The sequence below is a fragment of the Pontibacter oryzae genome (assembly GCF_003576375.1).
Lineage (GTDB): Bacteria > Bacteroidota > Bacteroidia > Cytophagales > Hymenobacteraceae > Pontibacter > Pontibacter oryzae.
Genome location: NZ_QWGE01000002.1, coordinates 553,399 through 567,765, shown reverse-complemented (window position 1 = coordinate 567,765; position 14,367 = coordinate 553,399). Strand labels below are relative to the sequence as shown.

Here is a 14,367-nt window from a genome sequence, read left to right as displayed (position 1 = left end):
TCAAACTAAACACACAAAACTATGGGAAATTTATTGTATATAATCGCAGTTGTACTCGTCATTATCTGGCTAATCGGTTTCCTCGGATTCCCTGATGCTGTTGGCGGATTGATACATATACTATTAGTAATTGCAATTATTGTTGTGCTTCTTCGCCTGATTAGGGGTTGACATGTACGAAATTAATATAAAAAAAGCGCCTGCTATTTTACTAGAAGGCGCTTTTTTTATGCTATGCATAACTCTTACCGAGGTGTGAGCGGTATGTTGAATCCTACCCGTATAACGGGGTTGCTGTATGGGTTTATCAGGTCATCGTTGCCATTGTATAAAACCAGAATATCAAAGGATCCTTTGTTAGATATCCGTTGGCGATACCCTACGCCAATTAGCGGAATGGTTAAGGCATTGCGGTCTGTTTGCCTGCGGCCCAAAGCATCATAATAAGGTACTTCAATTGATAAAGACTCTACCTCAGCATGTGCTAACACAGCGCCATCACCAATATCAAACATCTCGAGCTGTGTAAATGCCCGACCTCCATAATGGTTGAGCTTAAAACCTTCTCCACTCTCATAATGATAAACCACACCTAACCCCCCAAAAAGTTTTGGGGTAATGGCGTAGCTCACTGTTGGCAGCAGCGAAATATTTGTATATGTGCCAAACTGGAGCCCAAAGCTACCTCCCACATATAACTTGTCAATAAAACGAAGTTCCTGCTCTTCCTGCTGCTTCTCTTCTTCCTGTGACGCTACAACTACCGGTGCAGGCTTTGGCTGTTCTTCCACGCGTTGCTTTGGACGTGGCTGCTGCGGTTGCTCCACCGGAACCGGAGGTCCTGTAGGTAGCTCCGGCTTACGATAGGTGCTGTCAGGCACCTGCGCCATCGACTGAAAACTAATAAAAAAGAAAAATAGTGCGGCCAGCAACAGCTTTGGCCGGGAAGAAGCGTGAGTTTGCATGTAGTTGATCAAAGGTTAATTAAACAACGGCAGTAGCATACATCTTCTTACGCGTCTCCTTTATGGTCTCGTCTGATAGATACTCCTCATAGGTCATACGCTTATCGATGATGCCATTAGGAGTTAGCTCGATAATTCTGTTGGCAATTGTATCCACAAACTGTAAGTCATGGGAAGAGAACAAGATAGTGCCATCGAACTCACGCAGCGAGTTGTTCAGTGCTGTGATAGATTCCAGGTCCAGGTGGTTAGTAGGCTCGTCGAACACAAGTACGTTGCCAGCCTGAAGCATCATGCGCGAAAACATGCAACGCACTTTCTCACCACCGGATAGCACATCTGCTTTTTTGAGAGACTCCTCACCAGAGAAAAGCATGCGGCCAAGGAACCCACGGATAAAGCTTTCGTCTTTTTCAACAGAGTACTGGCGCAACCAGTCTACTAGGTTCAGGTCTGTATCGAAGAACTCTTGGTTATCTTTCGGGAAGAAAGAAGAAGTGATAGTGGTTCCCCATTTAAACTCACCCTTATCCGCCTTTTCCTCATCAAACAAGATTTTGAAGAACGTGGAGGCCGATAAGTCATTACGTCCGATAACGGCGATCTTATCACCTTTGTCCACCATAAAACTGATGTTGGTGAAGATAGGTTGACCGTCTACATACTTGCTCAGGTTCTCTACATGCAGTATCTGGTTACCAGCTTCACGCTCAGGCTTAAACGCAATGTAAGGGTATTTGCGAGACGACGGCTGAATGTCTTCCACCGTTAACTTCTCGAGTAACTTAGCGCGGGAAGTGGCCTGCTTAGACTTGGAAGCATTGGCACTAAAGCGGCGAATAAACTCTTCCAGTTCTTTGCGCTTATCTTCCGTTTTCTTGTTTGCATCAGCGCGCTGTTTCAGGGCAAGTTGGCTGGACTCATACCAGAAGCCATAGTTACCCGCAAACATTTTTATCTTTCCAAAGTCTATGTCTGCCACATGCGTACACACGGCATCCAGGAAGTGACGATCGTGCGATACGACGATCACGGTGTTCTGGAAATTGTCAAGGAAATTCTCCAGCCACATGATGGATTCCGCATCCAAGTGGTTGGTAGGCTCATCAAGTAGCAGGATATCCGGGTTACCAAAGAGAGCCTGGGCCAAAAGCACGCGTACTTTTTCGCTGCCGCTCAGGTCTTTCATTTGGGAATGATGGAGGTCCTCAGTAATGCCCAGACCGCTAAGAAGTTCCGCTGCTTCATACTCGGCATTCCAGCCCTCCAGGTCGGCAAACTCGCCCTCAAGTTCAGCAGCCCTCAGACCGTCCTCATCGTTGAAGTCGGGTTTGGCGTAAATGGCATCCTTCTCTTCCATAATGCTCCAGAGGCGTTTGTGGCCCATGATAACCGTTTGAAGAGCCGGATACTCATCATACTCGAAGTGGTTCTGCTTCAGCACCGCCAGGCGGGCATTGGCAGGTATATCCACGGTGCCGGTGTTAGGGTCTATCTCACCGGAAAGTATCTTCAGAAAAGTTGACTTACCCGCACCGTTTGCACCTATTAGGCCGTAGCAGTTACCGGGAGTAAACTTGATAGTTACATCCTCAAATAATGTGCGCTTGCCGTAAGACAGGCTGACATTGTTCGTACTAATCATAAAAGCTTATGTATGAAACTGTTTGTTTGAATTGATTACAAAGCTACGAAATAAAAACGTGGTTTATTAGCCATAACAGCACCGGAGTGGAATAAACAGGAATAATCGCCAAAGCATAGCGATTGAAAACCAGCCATAAAAGTTGCCAGCCATAAAAAAACAAGCTCAAACCACAACGCCACTAGACTAACTTTAGTATATAGTTTTAATAATATTCGTGAGCATTGTTAATGCATGCTTAAAGATGTCTTTTAGCTTGCATATCATAACCAATCAGACTTTTATTCTGTTCCTTTTTAAGAAAATTGAGTTTAATTAAAACTATTTATAAGAATGACAAATGCTAATGTATCCTTCCAAAATATAGCTGTTAAGTATGGGTTGTTAGTGGGCCTAGCGCACATTGCGTATTTCCTGCTGATGCGCCTGCTTAGCCTAATAAACATCGTGGAGCTATCCTATCTCAGCGGATTGTTCCTGGTAGCAGGCATCGTAATGGCTATTTCCAAGTTCAAGCGCATAAAGGGCGGCGTGATCAACTATTTCGAAGGGCTTGGCATCGGGGTAGTAACTGCCTTTGTATCATCGTTGATGCTGGCTTTGTTCCTGGTGCTGTTTGTGACCTTGTTCGATGATACTTTTGTGGACTCTTTGAGCGCGAGCGCACTGTTTCCTGAAGGGCTTTCCATACTTACCATGTTTTGGATTACAGTGGCTCACGGCACCTGGCCAGGCTTTTTTATCGCCTTTATTGCGATGCAATGGTTTAAGCGACAGGACCACACTACGCCCAAGAAAATCTAAATTAATGTATTACGTAACGCTCTTATGATGGAAAAAATAGGCCTAAAGTATGGACTGCTTACTGCTATCGGGCTCATCGTGTATTTCCTGTTGATGCGGGTTCTTGGCTTAGTGCATATCATTGAGCTGCGTTTTTTTAATGGCGTAATTATGGCAGTAGGGGTAGTGTTGGCTATTAAAGCTTATAAGAATCAAGTAGCTAACAAAATAGGATACTTTAAGGGTTTAGGTACTGGCATTGTGACTGCGGTAGTGAGCACCACAATCTTCTCTGTATTCATGGTTTCTTATGTAAAGATAGGGGGAACGGCTCTTATAGAAATGCTTTCTGCTGAACAGTATTTTGGCGAGAGGATAGTTGCTACACCTGGTGTGGTCATCTTCACGGTTCTTATGCTAGAGGGCGTCATTTCTGGATTTATGATTGCATTTATTGCCATGCAGTATTTCAAGCAAAGAGAACATAAGGTTCCAGGTGCACCCTAACCATAACAGAGTTAGTAGCAGATATAAAAAGGGGCGAGCGCCAGTTAAACTTATTAACTGGCGCTCGCCCCTTTTTATATGGTTTACTATTTTACAATACTGTCTGGCCGCTGAATTATCTGCACTACTACTTCGTGTAAATCCCCTTCCTTGTCTTCGAGTTTAAAAATAACAAGCGGATTATCGGCGTCATGAACGGATTCAATCCCGATTACCCGCTCACCCTCGTCTAGTTTAGTTTCAAGTTGTGGCGTCAGATCCTTAACCGCTTTTGCGAAGTTAACCTCCAATTTGCTTGGGTTGTAAAACCGTGTCCTCATATTGTTTTCTTTAAATCGAAACATGATATAATCTCAATGCTTCGCTGGGTAACTGCTTAAAAGTTCTATTTAGAATTATACTTTAAGTATACCGCTACGCGAGCGTATAGTTGCAAATCCAGTGCAATATTTCAAAATCAAGATATTTATCTTTCTTATCCAATATTTAATTGAAACAAATATTGCCATTTGATAATTATGTATTGAATTAGTATAAATTTATTTCCGTAATTATTTAACTTGCGTTGCTGAAATCCGTTAAAGCAACTAAGACAGCTTTTTAAGCCTTTATTAATCTGAATAACACCCTTACATAGATGAAAAATTTTTTACTTATATGTGCATTCAGCATGATTTATATGGCTGCCAATGCACAAAAAATGCGCGTAACCGATGATGACTTAGACCTAGTAGTTTTGTCAATGGATATGGACGGCACAGAAATGGCCAACTTGGAAATGCGGCAGGAGCTTAATTTATCGGAAGAGCAGTATGTGCAGGTAGCGCAACTTAATAGCTTCCGCTACGAGCAGCTAGAGCATGCTGACAAAACATTTGCGAAAAACCCGTTGCAGCGCTCTAAAGAGTTTAGATCCATCAACCTTACTAACGACAAACGTTTGCAGGATGTGCTTTCTGCAGATCAATTGCAGGCTTACCAGAAAATGGAAGGCCGGTTTAGCATGCAGTTTGTCTCTGAAAACGATGAGAACTAATTTATACTTACTTCTATTGTAATTCAACGAAGCCTGGGTTTTACTCGGGCTTTGTTGTTTTTATAGGTCTGTAATATGAAACTTCAGATACTTTACCTAACGAGTTAATACGTACTTGCACCCTGTTGGCATCAGAGAGCATATTTCTGTTCTCACACTGTGTGCCAGGCTCTAGGTAATAGTAATATATACGCTGGTTGCGCTCCATTAGCTCTTCGCTGTCTGGTTTGCCGAGCACATTACGCAAGACGTATTCTTTCTTGCCATAAAGCTCTTTCTTTATGGCTTCTAGGTCATCCACTAGATCACCTCGTTTTCCACTGCAGGCATAACGGTCATCTTTCCAAGTCTTGCTATCAAAGCTTTTAAGGCTTTCCGGGGTGCTGCAAGCAGAAAGGCATAAAACACCTATAATTGCTATAGAATATAATTGCTTAATCATACATCATAGTTTAGGGTATAAAGTTGCAGCATGCACGCTTGCCGTACAAGTTTACGCTTAAAAAAACCACTTAATTGTAACAAATGCATACTTAGTATAACTTGATTAATAAAGTGGCATGGTTTCAAAAACAAGGTTGCATAAGTTAAGAATCGCTTCTAAATTGATTAGGTTTGGAATTAGACATGCAGGAAGATGGAACAATTTAGGTTGTAATGCCTGTTAATCTAGCACTAACCTGTAAAACTGAAGCTTAATCTACTCTATGGTAAAAGTATTTCTAACCTCGATCACCCTCGGATTATTATCTTTTACATCGCTAACACCAAAACACGTTACAGCCAGCTCGGCGGCAGCTCCTAGCACTATAGCTATGGCGGCAGAGGACTTATCTAGGTCTTCAGCAGCGATAAAGAAGGAAGCCTTCGAAAGTCATATACAAGCGCTTTACGATGATGCGAACCTGAAAAGCAAAGGCCTGTCCTATGATGTTTTTCACAAGGCTGTTGTTGGTTTTCAGAACTTTAAGAGGCTGAAAATGATATCACCTTCTAAATCCATACTTTCGGTTGTGGATTTTAACAAGCCAAGCTCCGAAAAACGCCTATGGATTATAGATTTGAAATCAAAAAAAGTGCTTTTTAACACATTAGTGGCGCATGGCCGCAATACTGGTGAAGCAAAGGCGACACAGTTTTCAAATACACCAAACTCTAATATGAGCAGCCTTGGGTTCTACCTTACTGATGCTACATATTACGGCAAGCATGGCTTATCGCTACGGCTACAGGGCATGGACGAAGGCTTCAATACCAATGCTATGTCTAGGGCCATTGTGGTGCATGGAGCCGATTATGCAACCGAGAGTTTTGTGAAAAAGTACGGAAGATTGGGGCGCAGCCTTGGTTGCCCATCAGTACCCTCAGAGGTTTCTAAAGAGGTGATTCTGACTATTAAGGATAAATCTGTGCTCTATATACATGGTAATGATACTAACTATGCTTCGCGGTTCCTGGACAGTTACGAGGCAATAGAAACCTTTGCACAGGAAGCCGGCCTGAATACAGCTGTAAATATCTGATATTACTTTTTAGCAACTATAGATATACAAAACCACCTGCCGGGTACCCGGCAGGTGGTTTTTTTATGAGCGCTAGGCTATGCCTGATCCTTGGTGGTTTTAATAAGGTTAATGCCTGAAAAAAAGAAAATCAAGCCTACCAGAAACGGTACTACAGAAGTATACTTTCCAATTGCGGCACCATCCCCACCCATTAAAAAGGCATAAGCTCCCCAAATAATACCCACAATACCAAGTATTGTAAGCAGGGTGCCAAATGTTCTTTTCTGATTCATGGTCGTAAGGTTTATTACATAGCCGCTGCATCCATTGCAACGGATAGGCCTTTTACGCAGGAAATTGTATAAAGTATAAATTCTGATCGAAAGCTGAGTAAGAATTAAATAATTGTGCGATTACCGGCCTGCTCAATTCAAGGAACAAGACGCACAAACAACCGGAATCTTACGAAGCACGTTGATCATGACATTTAGAGCCTAAGCACATTAATGCGTGAATTAACATGAGAGGAGTCATAAAATTTATTATTGCGCTGCTAGTTGCAGCAGTCTCGTTAGTGACCTACTGGTGTAGCACCGATGAGAACGAGTTTACAGGTGAGCAGCAGCACGTTGATATGACCGTGGAACAGGAAATTGCACTGGGGCTGCAGGCAGCCCCTGAAATGGCACAACAATACGGTGGCCTGCACCCTGACAGGGAGGCAGCAGCAGCCGTAAAGGCAATAGGGCAAAAGTTAGTGCAAAGCTCACGCGCCAGTAAAACCCCTTATTCATTTGATTTTCATTTACTGGCCGATGAGCAAACTGTGAATGCCTTTGCACTGCCTGGTGGGCAAATATTCATCACCGCAGGCTTGCTGAGCCGCTTAGAGTCGGAGGCGCAGCTCGCTGGGGTATTAGGGCATGAAATAGGCCATGTGGTAGCGCGGCATTCTGCACAGCAGTTGGCTAAGGCAAAACTTACCCAAGGCCTCAGCGGTGCTGCCGCCATTGCAACCTATGACCCTGAAAACCCATCAAGCGGGGCAGGGGCCGCCGTGGCTGCCATGGTTGGCCAACTAATGAACATGCGTTATGGCCGCGAAGACGAATTGGAATCGGATAGGTTGGCCGTGCAGCTGACCGGAGCAGCTGGCTATGACCCTAGAGCCATGATGGATGTGATGCGCATCCTAGAGCAAGCCAGTGGCGGCGCCGGCGGGCCGGAGTTTATGCAAACCCACCCAAACCCCGGCAACCGTGTAGCAGAAATTGAAAAGGCTATTGCAAAGGAATATCCAAATGGCTTGCCACAGGGGTTGAAGCAATAACTTACACTGATTGGTTGTTCAGCATAGATTTATATTTCTGATATCATACTAGCTTGTTTTTATGAAGACTAAGCACTTAAGAATCCGGTAGAGGTATTAATTGTTTCAGCTCCTTACTTTTGGTGCAATTTCTCGTATGATTGGCAAAAGATTTTTGCCTAATAAACTATGGATACCACCAGACACACCAAACTCCTGTTTGTATTAAACCCAATCTCCGGTGATGTGGAGAAAGACGACCTAGAGGAGGAGATTGCATCACTTTGCGGGGAACTTAAGATTAAGTATGACATCTACAAAACAACCGGTGAGGAAGATGAGAAAAAGGTAAAACAACAGCTTGAAGAAAAAAAGTATGATGCCGTTTACGCAATAGGTGGCGACGGCACCGTGAACATGGTTGCAGCTGCTTTAATTGATACATCCACCCCCCTTGGAATCATACCCCTGGGCTCAGGAAATGGCCTTTCTAAAGACCTTAATATCCCGCAGGATACCGAAGAAGCCTTTGAGTTGATTGGCCGCCACATTGTCAGAAATATTGATACAATCACGCTCAATGGGCAGCCCTCCATACACCTCTGCGATTTTGGTTTTAACGCCTTGGTTGTTAAGCTTTTTAGTGAGGGGGAAACTCGTGGGCCCGGCTCCTATGCCTGGATCGCTATGCAGGAGTACCTTAGTTATGAGCCTAAAAGATATAAAATAGAAACTGACACGGAGAATTTTGAGGGGGAGGCTTTTATGGTGACAGTGGCTAACGCCAATGCCTTTGGAAGCAACGCCAATATTAATCCCGAAGGGATACTAAACGATGGTAAATTTGAGATTTGCCTAATAGAGCCTTTCCCGAAAGCCGCTGGCATAGGTATACTCTATAAGCTCTATACAGATAGCATCGACAGCAGTGTGTATACACGCACCATCAGCTGCACTCGGGCCACTATATACAACCTGGATGGCGAAGTAATGCATATTGATGGAGAACCGGCGAACATGGGCGAAATGGTGGAAGTCGCTATTAAGCCAAGAAGCCTTAAGGTAATTCTGCCGCTGCCTGAGGACGAAGAGTAGATGCTTAACCGGCTGCTACCACGGTAGCCGGTTTTTCAGTTAAAGTATAATTGAGCTTTTTCCGGAAAACTGTCTGGCCTTTAACCTCGCTTTCGGAAACGGTGCGGCACTCAATCCATACTTCTCCGTTGCTATAGTAGTTGTACACAAAAAATCCCAGCTCTTCTAGGGTAAAAGTAGCTTTACCGCCTTTTTTCACAAAAGCCGTTTTGCTGCACGAGCCGCTCACAATGTAGTTATTCCCGCGAACTTCAAAATGCTGCAAATTGTGGTCGTGGCCGGCCACATAAGTGATATTGTTATAGCGGTGCAGGATTCTAAGCAAACGCTTGCGCATGCGTTTATACTTACGGTGCGACATGTCTTCGTAAGCCCCAAAAAACTTACGGTAAAACGGGTACAGCGAGCCAAACACAGGCAATGGAATGTAAATCCGGCGATGCATGGCCGTAAGCGGGAAAATATGCTGCTTTACAGTAAACTTACCTCCATGCAGGGCATTGCTATATAGTGGGTGGTGTGCAGCAATTAGTATACGCTGGTGTCTATTTCGCTTAAGTATCTTGTTGAGTTGCACAAAAAACTCTTCGATATCAGTGTAAGGGCAGCCCTGTGCATGGCCAAGCGGTTTCTCGCCCCGATGCACGAACCATTGTGTGTTGATTACAAGCAGTAGCAGCCCTTCATCAAGCTGAAGGCAGGTTGGGCCTGGGCATCCGTTAAGTGGCAGGTAACTGTCTTGCTGGTCCAGGTGCTGCAGTACATATTCTTGTTGCCGTAGCATTTGCTCTAATCCACCTTTGCGGCCTTTAAGCCAATCATGGTTTCCGCTCAGAAAAATGCCTTTGCCCGAATAGTCTTTTATACTGTTGATAAACATCTGTAGGCGGGTTTCGGCCATCAGGCGATGCCGGTGGCCCGCTTCTGGCAAGCCGATAGGGTATAGGTTATCCCCCAGAAAGAGCATTGTTCCCTTTTTGCCCGCCTCTAATTGCCATTGTTTGATTAGTTTCATCACCGGATCTGACCCATCCGTTTGAATAGCGCCAGCATCGCCAAGCAAAGCTACAGACTGAAGCAGGCCGGTTGAGGGAGGAGCTTGCCGTTTCCACCCCAAGTCGGAGAGGCGGTAAAATGGCTTGCGACGGTATTTACGCTCCTGCCAGTAGCTAAAAGCAAAGAATGTAAAAAGCAGCGTCGGGACGATAATAAGAAAGTATACCAGCATATAAGTATAAACAGCAGCAGCTCTAAAAGTTTGGCGGTGTAAGATTCTTGAAATGGCCATTCAGCCGTACGCGTTCCTTTAACCGTTCTGTTTCAAGCACAACCGGGAGTACCTGCTGCAGGTGCTGAAGTATAGCTTCCTGCCGTTCCTGCTCACTAAAAAGTTGTAGTAAAGTATACTCCTGATCAGTGCTCAAGCCTAATTGGTGGCCAATATCGTAACTTTTGAAATCTTCCGGCAGGTCAAGGTATAGCTTGGTTATCCCAAGCTCATCGTATAACTTTTTTAGGTATTCCTTAATCTTAAGTTTTGTGATGATGTCTTCGTCATACTTATTATCGACATACTCTACCTCACCGCCCGCATACAACCTGCCCGGAGCCATTTTATCGAACTGATTGATCTTAAAAATCTCTAAGCCGCGCGTTCTGATATCCATTTCCCCGTTATCATACTTCTTCTCCACTTCGAGCAATTCTATTTCGGTGCCGTACATCCCTACATTATTCTCCAAAAAAGTTGGGATGCCAAACGTTTTCTCTTCGTTTATGCAGTCCATGACAAGTTGCTGGTACCGTGGCTCAAAAATGTGTAGGTTAAGCTTTTCGCCCGGAAATACTACGATGCTGAGCGGAAACAGGGGCAGGTATTTAGTTCTAGCGTTCATGGCTGGCAAGGGCAGAGGGTGAAACTGTAGCGCATCTAAAATAATGACAAGCGCATCTATGTTCAGACTACGCTTACAGTGCTAATTCAGTTGACAGCATTTGCCTCCCAAACATAGAAAAATGGTGCAAACTGCTTACCTTTGCGCCCTTAAACCAATAATATATATGGCTAAAAAACGATTGGGGCTGAAGCAAATAAGGCTGCTATTCGTAAAACTGGTGCTTAGCCTTTTTCTGCTGAGTGTGGTTTGGGTTTTATTATATCGATGGGTTTCTCCGCCAGCTACATTGCACATGATTCAGCGCCGCGCCGAGGCAGGTGCCGCTGGCAAGCCTGAACCAGAGATAAAGTATACTTTTGTATCATTAAAGGATATGTCGCCACAGTTGCCGCTTGCAGTCGTCGCTTCAGAAGATCAATTGTTTTTACTCCATCACGGATTTGATTTTGATGCGATCTGGGATGCTTTCAAACGAAACCAAAAAGGGGAAAAAATCAGGGGAGGAAGCACTATAAGCCAACAAGTAGCCAAAAACGTGTTTCTGTGGCACGGGCGCAGCTACGTACGAAAGGCGGTTGAAGCTTATTTCACGATGCTGATTGAATTGCTCTGGGGTAAAGAACGCATCATGGAGGTATACCTGAATATAGCCGAAATGGGTGATGGCGTTTTCGGGGTAGAGGCTGCTTCGCAAACGTACTTTAATAAACCTGCCAAGGACCTTGGCAGGCAACAAGCTGCCCTGCTTGCCGCCGTACTGCCCAACCCGATCAGGTTTTCTGCCAAGAGGCCATCAGGGTATGTGCGCACGCGCCGTGCCCGCATTGCACGAGCCATGAGCAGATTGGGAGGAACCACGTATATTCAGGAAATATTACCAGAAGAGGATGAGAACTAATTTCTACTTTATACTTTTGCTGGCCTTCTGTACGGCCTGTGCCACCCAATTCCCGAATCGACAAACAAACTCCGAAGCCGCTGCTGTAAAGCAGGTTTTGGCTGAGCAGGCTGTTTGCTGGAGCAAAGGGGACTTAGAGTGCTATATGCAGGGTTACTGGAAATCAGACTCTCTGTTGTTTATCGGGTCGAGAGGGTTGACCTATGGTTGGCAGCAAACGCTAGATAATTACAAAAGCAGCTACCCCGACCCTGCGACTATGGGCAAACTCGATTTTGAGCTCAAGGAGGTGAAAGAATTATCGCCGGAAACAATGTTAGTGGTGGGCAAGTGGCATTTAAAGCGTGAGGCAGCAAAAGGAGATTTGCAGGGCCACTTTTCAGTTATCTTCCAAAAATTTGAGGAGGGCTGGAGAATAATAGCCGACCACTCCAGCTAGTACTTTATACTTATAACTTCAACAACCTCCCGGTTTCGGCCCAATTGCACACTAACCTGCTGCCCTTGCCGGGCACCGGTAATGGCTTTTGCGATAGGGGCGATAAAGGCAATCTTTCTATCGGCAATAGACGCTTCATCCACGCCGACTAACTGGAATGTTCGTAAAGCCCCAACCTTACCTCCTTCCAGCGTACGAAGCGTAACTGTAGACCCAAAGCGTACTTCATCCGCGGGTTGGTTCTGCAATTCAACTATTTTTGCACTCGAGATTCGTTCATACAGAGCAGCTAGGCGGCCATTAAGTATAGTCAGTTGCCGTGTTCTATTGGCTTCATCGTCGTGGTTAGCTTCAACAGCAGCCCTTTCCCTTTCCAGCTCATCAAGCTCCTGCTTTAACCTCCGTAGCCCTTCTGGTGTCACGTAATTTGCCGTTCCGGGCGGCAATGCAGGCCGAGAAGGTATTAAAGGTGGTTCGCCGGCATCATCTTCTTTTACAAAAGCTCTACTCATATCGTTTTGGTTAGTCAGGCTTAACCTTTTTTCATGAGGTGGCTAAGGTCACCTGCCCTGAACCAGCGGTAGCCATAGGCATCCAAGGTAATGTGGTGCCGACCTTTTGCATCGGCTTCGCTGGTATACTTTACCATCAGGTCAATCAGTTTGGTTTCTTTCTCACTTTTTAGGTTGATAACAATTTCGTGCGCTTTTTCATCAAAATTATGGAAGATAAGCAAGGAGCTACCTTGCCAGCTGTAATGCATGCCCAGTACATTGGCATCGTCGGTGTCTATTAGCTGCCAGTCTCCCCAACCTATTTCAGTGCATTCCTGGCGAAGCCGAATGAGTGTCGTCATCCAATTTAGTAGGGAATCCGGTTCCCGGCGCTGGTTTTCGACATTTATGTGGCGGTAGGCATAAGGCCCTTTGTCAATAACCGGGTGCACCAGTTTGTCAGCAGTAGAAAAACCTGCCTGTTTGTCGTCAGACCATTGCATGGGTGTCCGGACGGCTTTGCGTTCTTCTAGGCTTAGGTCATCGCCCATTCCTATTTCATCCCCGTAACGGATAACGGGCGTACCCGGCAATGAGAACATCAAGCTATAGGCCATTTCGGTTTGCGGTCTGTTGCCAAGCATGGGCAGCAGGCGGCGGCGGATGCCGCGTTCGTACAGTTGCATGTGCTCTTCGGGGCCAAACCTGGCGAATACCTTTTGCCGTTGCTCTTCCGTGAGCCGGCCCAGATCCAACTCGTCGTGATTGCGCAGGAAGTGAGCCCACTGCGAAATAGGGAATTCCACGCGGGTTTCCTCCAGCGCCTCCTGTAACGGGCCTATATCTCCGGTGGCCAGCGCATAAAACATGTACTGGTTCACATAGAAGTTAAACATTAACTGAATGCCGCTGCCTTCATGCCCAAAATAGGCTTTGCTGTCTTCAGGAAGCACATTGGCCTCTCCGAGCAAAATGGCGTCGCCGCGGCGCCACTGCAGAAAGCGGCGCATTTCGCGCAGGTATTCGAAGCGCATTTCCGGGGTGGCTTTGCCGGGAGCGGTTGTCTCAAGTATAAATGGAACCGCATCTACCCTAAATCCTGCCACGCCAAGCTCTAGCCAGAAGCCCATAATCCGGCAAATCTCCTCGCGCACTGCCGGGTTTTCAATATTTAGATCAGGCTGAAAACTGTAGAACCGATGAAAATAGTATGATTTTGCTTTCTCATCGTAAGTCCAGGTTTCTTCCTGAACGCCCGGAAAAACCATGCCCTCATTCCAGTCGGAGGGGCGCTCTTTAGACCAGATGTACCAATCCCGGTATTTCGAATCCTCGTGGCTGCGGGCTTCTTTAAACCAGGGGTGTTGATCAGATGTGTGATTTACGACCAAGTCGATGATTACCTTGATGCCGCGTTTGTTGGCCTGGTGCATGAACTCTACGAAATTGCCGCTAGAGCCATGCCTTGGATCTACACCGTAATAGTCTTTAATGTCATAGCCATTGTCTTTATTGGGTGTAGGCTGGAATGGCGCAAGCCAAACCGTGTCGATGCCCATGGCATGGAGGTAATCCAGGCGGCGTGCCAAGCCTTCAAAATCACCTACTCCATCACCGTTTACATCCATAAATGTTTCCAGGTCCAGGCTATAGATGATTGCGTTTTTGTACCAAAGCTCTTCTGTCATGTTGCATTCTCAGTTTATAGGCTGATACGAGAGAAAGTATACTTAAGCTACTTTTACTGGCAGAGCCATAAAAATAGCAGGTTGTTATACCTGCTGTTTTTGTTC

18 protein-coding genes are annotated in these 14,367 nt (G+C 45.5%); 9 read left to right on the top strand and 9 right to left on the bottom strand.

The window, feature by feature from the left end:
- Nucleotides 1-21 precede the first annotated feature (21 nt).
- Entirely contained in the window at nt 22-171 is a 150-nt protein-coding gene (locus tag D1627_RS07320; RefSeq protein ID WP_115566706.1) for a lmo0937 family membrane protein, read from the top strand.
- A 74-nt stretch (nt 172-245) separates the two neighbouring features.
- On the opposite strand, the gene D1627_RS07315 is transcribed toward D1627_RS07320, so the two are convergent.
- Nucleotides 246-965 carry a hypothetical protein gene (locus tag D1627_RS07315; RefSeq protein ID WP_147383241.1) on the bottom strand — a complete coding sequence of 240 codons (720 nt, stop codon included), beginning with the start codon at nt 963-965 and terminating at the stop codon, nt 246-248.
- Between the two features lie 19 nt (nt 966-984).
- Nucleotides 985-2,610, bottom strand: a complete 1,626-nt coding sequence (locus tag D1627_RS07310) for an ABC-F family ATP-binding cassette domain-containing protein (protein WP_119431565.1) — start codon at nt 2,608-2,610, stop codon at nt 985-987.
- Between the two features lie 333 nt (nt 2,611-2,943).
- Between D1627_RS07310 and D1627_RS07305 the strand changes: the two genes are divergently transcribed.
- Together D1627_RS07305 and D1627_RS07300 are read left to right on the top strand one after the other, a co-directional pair.
- Nucleotides 2,944-3,414 carry a DUF4199 domain-containing protein gene (locus tag D1627_RS07305; RefSeq protein ID WP_119431564.1) on the top strand — a complete coding sequence of 157 codons (471 nt, stop codon included), beginning with the start codon at nt 2,944-2,946 and terminating at the stop codon, nt 3,412-3,414.
- Between the two features lie 24 nt (nt 3,415-3,438).
- Nucleotides 3,439-3,900 carry a DUF4199 domain-containing protein gene (locus tag D1627_RS07300; protein ID WP_119431563.1) on the top strand — a complete coding sequence of 154 codons (462 nt, stop codon included), beginning with the start codon at nt 3,439-3,441 and terminating at the stop codon, nt 3,898-3,900.
- 86 nt (nt 3,901-3,986) lie between these two features.
- Here D1627_RS07300 and D1627_RS07295 read toward each other — a convergent pair whose 3' ends face one another.
- On the bottom strand, nt 3,987-4,220 hold the full coding sequence (locus D1627_RS07295) for a hypothetical protein (protein ID WP_119431850.1): 234 nt from the start codon (nt 4,218-4,220) through the stop codon (nt 3,987-3,989).
- Between the two features lie 317 nt (nt 4,221-4,537).
- Here D1627_RS07295 and D1627_RS07290 point away from each other — a divergent pair, with 317 nt between their 5' ends.
- A complete protein-coding gene (locus tag D1627_RS07290) occupies nt 4,538-4,936 on the top strand; it encodes a hypothetical protein (RefSeq protein WP_147383239.1) in 399 nt (132 codons plus the stop codon).
- A 40-nt stretch (nt 4,937-4,976) separates the two neighbouring features.
- On the opposite strand, the gene D1627_RS07285 is transcribed toward D1627_RS07290, so the two are convergent.
- Nucleotides 4,977-5,378, bottom strand: a complete 402-nt coding sequence (locus D1627_RS07285; protein ID WP_119431561.1) for a hypothetical protein — start codon at nt 5,376-5,378, stop codon at nt 4,977-4,979.
- Between the two features lie 265 nt (nt 5,379-5,643).
- On the opposite strand from D1627_RS07285, the gene D1627_RS07280 reads away from it, so the two are divergent.
- Nucleotides 5,644-6,459 (top strand): murein L,D-transpeptidase catalytic domain family protein, encoded by an 816-nt coding sequence (locus D1627_RS07280; RefSeq protein ID WP_119431560.1) that lies wholly within the window; start codon nt 5,644-5,646, stop codon nt 6,457-6,459.
- 77 nt (nt 6,460-6,536) lie between these two features.
- Here the strand turns inward: D1627_RS07280 and D1627_RS07275 are convergent, their stop codons facing one another.
- Complete coding sequence (locus D1627_RS07275; RefSeq protein ID WP_119431559.1) at nt 6,537-6,734, bottom strand: hypothetical protein; 198 nt, start codon at nt 6,732-6,734, stop codon at nt 6,537-6,539.
- 227 nt (nt 6,735-6,961) lie between these two features.
- Here D1627_RS07275 and D1627_RS07270 point away from each other — a divergent pair, with 227 nt between their 5' ends.
- Both D1627_RS07270 and D1627_RS07265 read left to right on the top strand, forming a co-directional pair.
- The gene (locus tag D1627_RS07270; protein ID WP_119431558.1) at nt 6,962-7,771 is read left to right on the top strand and encodes a M48 family metallopeptidase; all 810 of its coding nucleotides are present in this window, start codon (nt 6,962-6,964) and stop codon (nt 7,769-7,771) included.
- 168 nt (nt 7,772-7,939) lie between these two features.
- Nucleotides 7,940-8,845 carry a diacylglycerol/lipid kinase family protein gene (locus tag D1627_RS07265; RefSeq protein ID WP_119431557.1) on the top strand — a complete coding sequence of 302 codons (906 nt, stop codon included), beginning with the start codon at nt 7,940-7,942 and terminating at the stop codon, nt 8,843-8,845.
- Nucleotides 8,846-8,849: 4 nt separating this feature from the next.
- On the opposite strand, the gene D1627_RS07260 is transcribed toward D1627_RS07265, so the two are convergent.
- Together D1627_RS07260 and D1627_RS07255 are read right to left on the bottom strand one after the other, a co-directional pair.
- On the bottom strand, nt 8,850-10,073 hold the full coding sequence (locus D1627_RS07260) for a metallophosphoesterase (protein ID WP_119431556.1): 1,224 nt from the start codon (nt 10,071-10,073) through the stop codon (nt 8,850-8,852).
- A gap of 22 nt (nt 10,074-10,095) precedes the next feature.
- Nucleotides 10,096-10,740: an LON peptidase substrate-binding domain-containing protein gene (locus D1627_RS07255; RefSeq protein ID WP_119431555.1), complete on the bottom strand. Its 645-nt coding sequence runs from the start codon at nt 10,738-10,740 to the stop codon at nt 10,096-10,098.
- A 166-nt stretch (nt 10,741-10,906) separates the two neighbouring features.
- Here D1627_RS07255 and mtgA point away from each other — a divergent pair, with 166 nt between their 5' ends.
- The gene (mtgA, locus tag D1627_RS07250; protein WP_119431849.1) at nt 10,907-11,641 is read left to right on the top strand and encodes a monofunctional biosynthetic peptidoglycan transglycosylase; all 735 of its coding nucleotides are present in this window, start codon (nt 10,907-10,909) and stop codon (nt 11,639-11,641) included.
- Nucleotides 11,631-12,080, top strand: a complete 450-nt coding sequence (locus D1627_RS07245; RefSeq protein ID WP_119431554.1) for a YybH family protein — start codon at nt 11,631-11,633, stop codon at nt 12,078-12,080. The genes mtgA and D1627_RS07245 overlap by 11 nt, the downstream gene beginning before the upstream one ends.
- On the opposite strand, the gene D1627_RS07240 is transcribed toward D1627_RS07245, so the two are convergent.
- Complete coding sequence (locus D1627_RS07240) at nt 12,077-12,592, bottom strand: GreA/GreB family elongation factor (RefSeq protein WP_119431553.1); 516 nt, start codon at nt 12,590-12,592, stop codon at nt 12,077-12,079. The two genes, D1627_RS07245 and D1627_RS07240, sit on opposite strands and share 4 nt — an antisense overlap.
- 20 nt (nt 12,593-12,612) lie before the next feature.
- Nucleotides 12,613-14,262 carry an alpha-amylase family protein gene (locus D1627_RS07235; protein ID WP_119431552.1) on the bottom strand — a complete coding sequence of 550 codons (1,650 nt, stop codon included), beginning with the start codon at nt 14,260-14,262 and terminating at the stop codon, nt 12,613-12,615.
- Between the last annotated feature and the right edge of the window lie 105 nt (nt 14,263-14,367).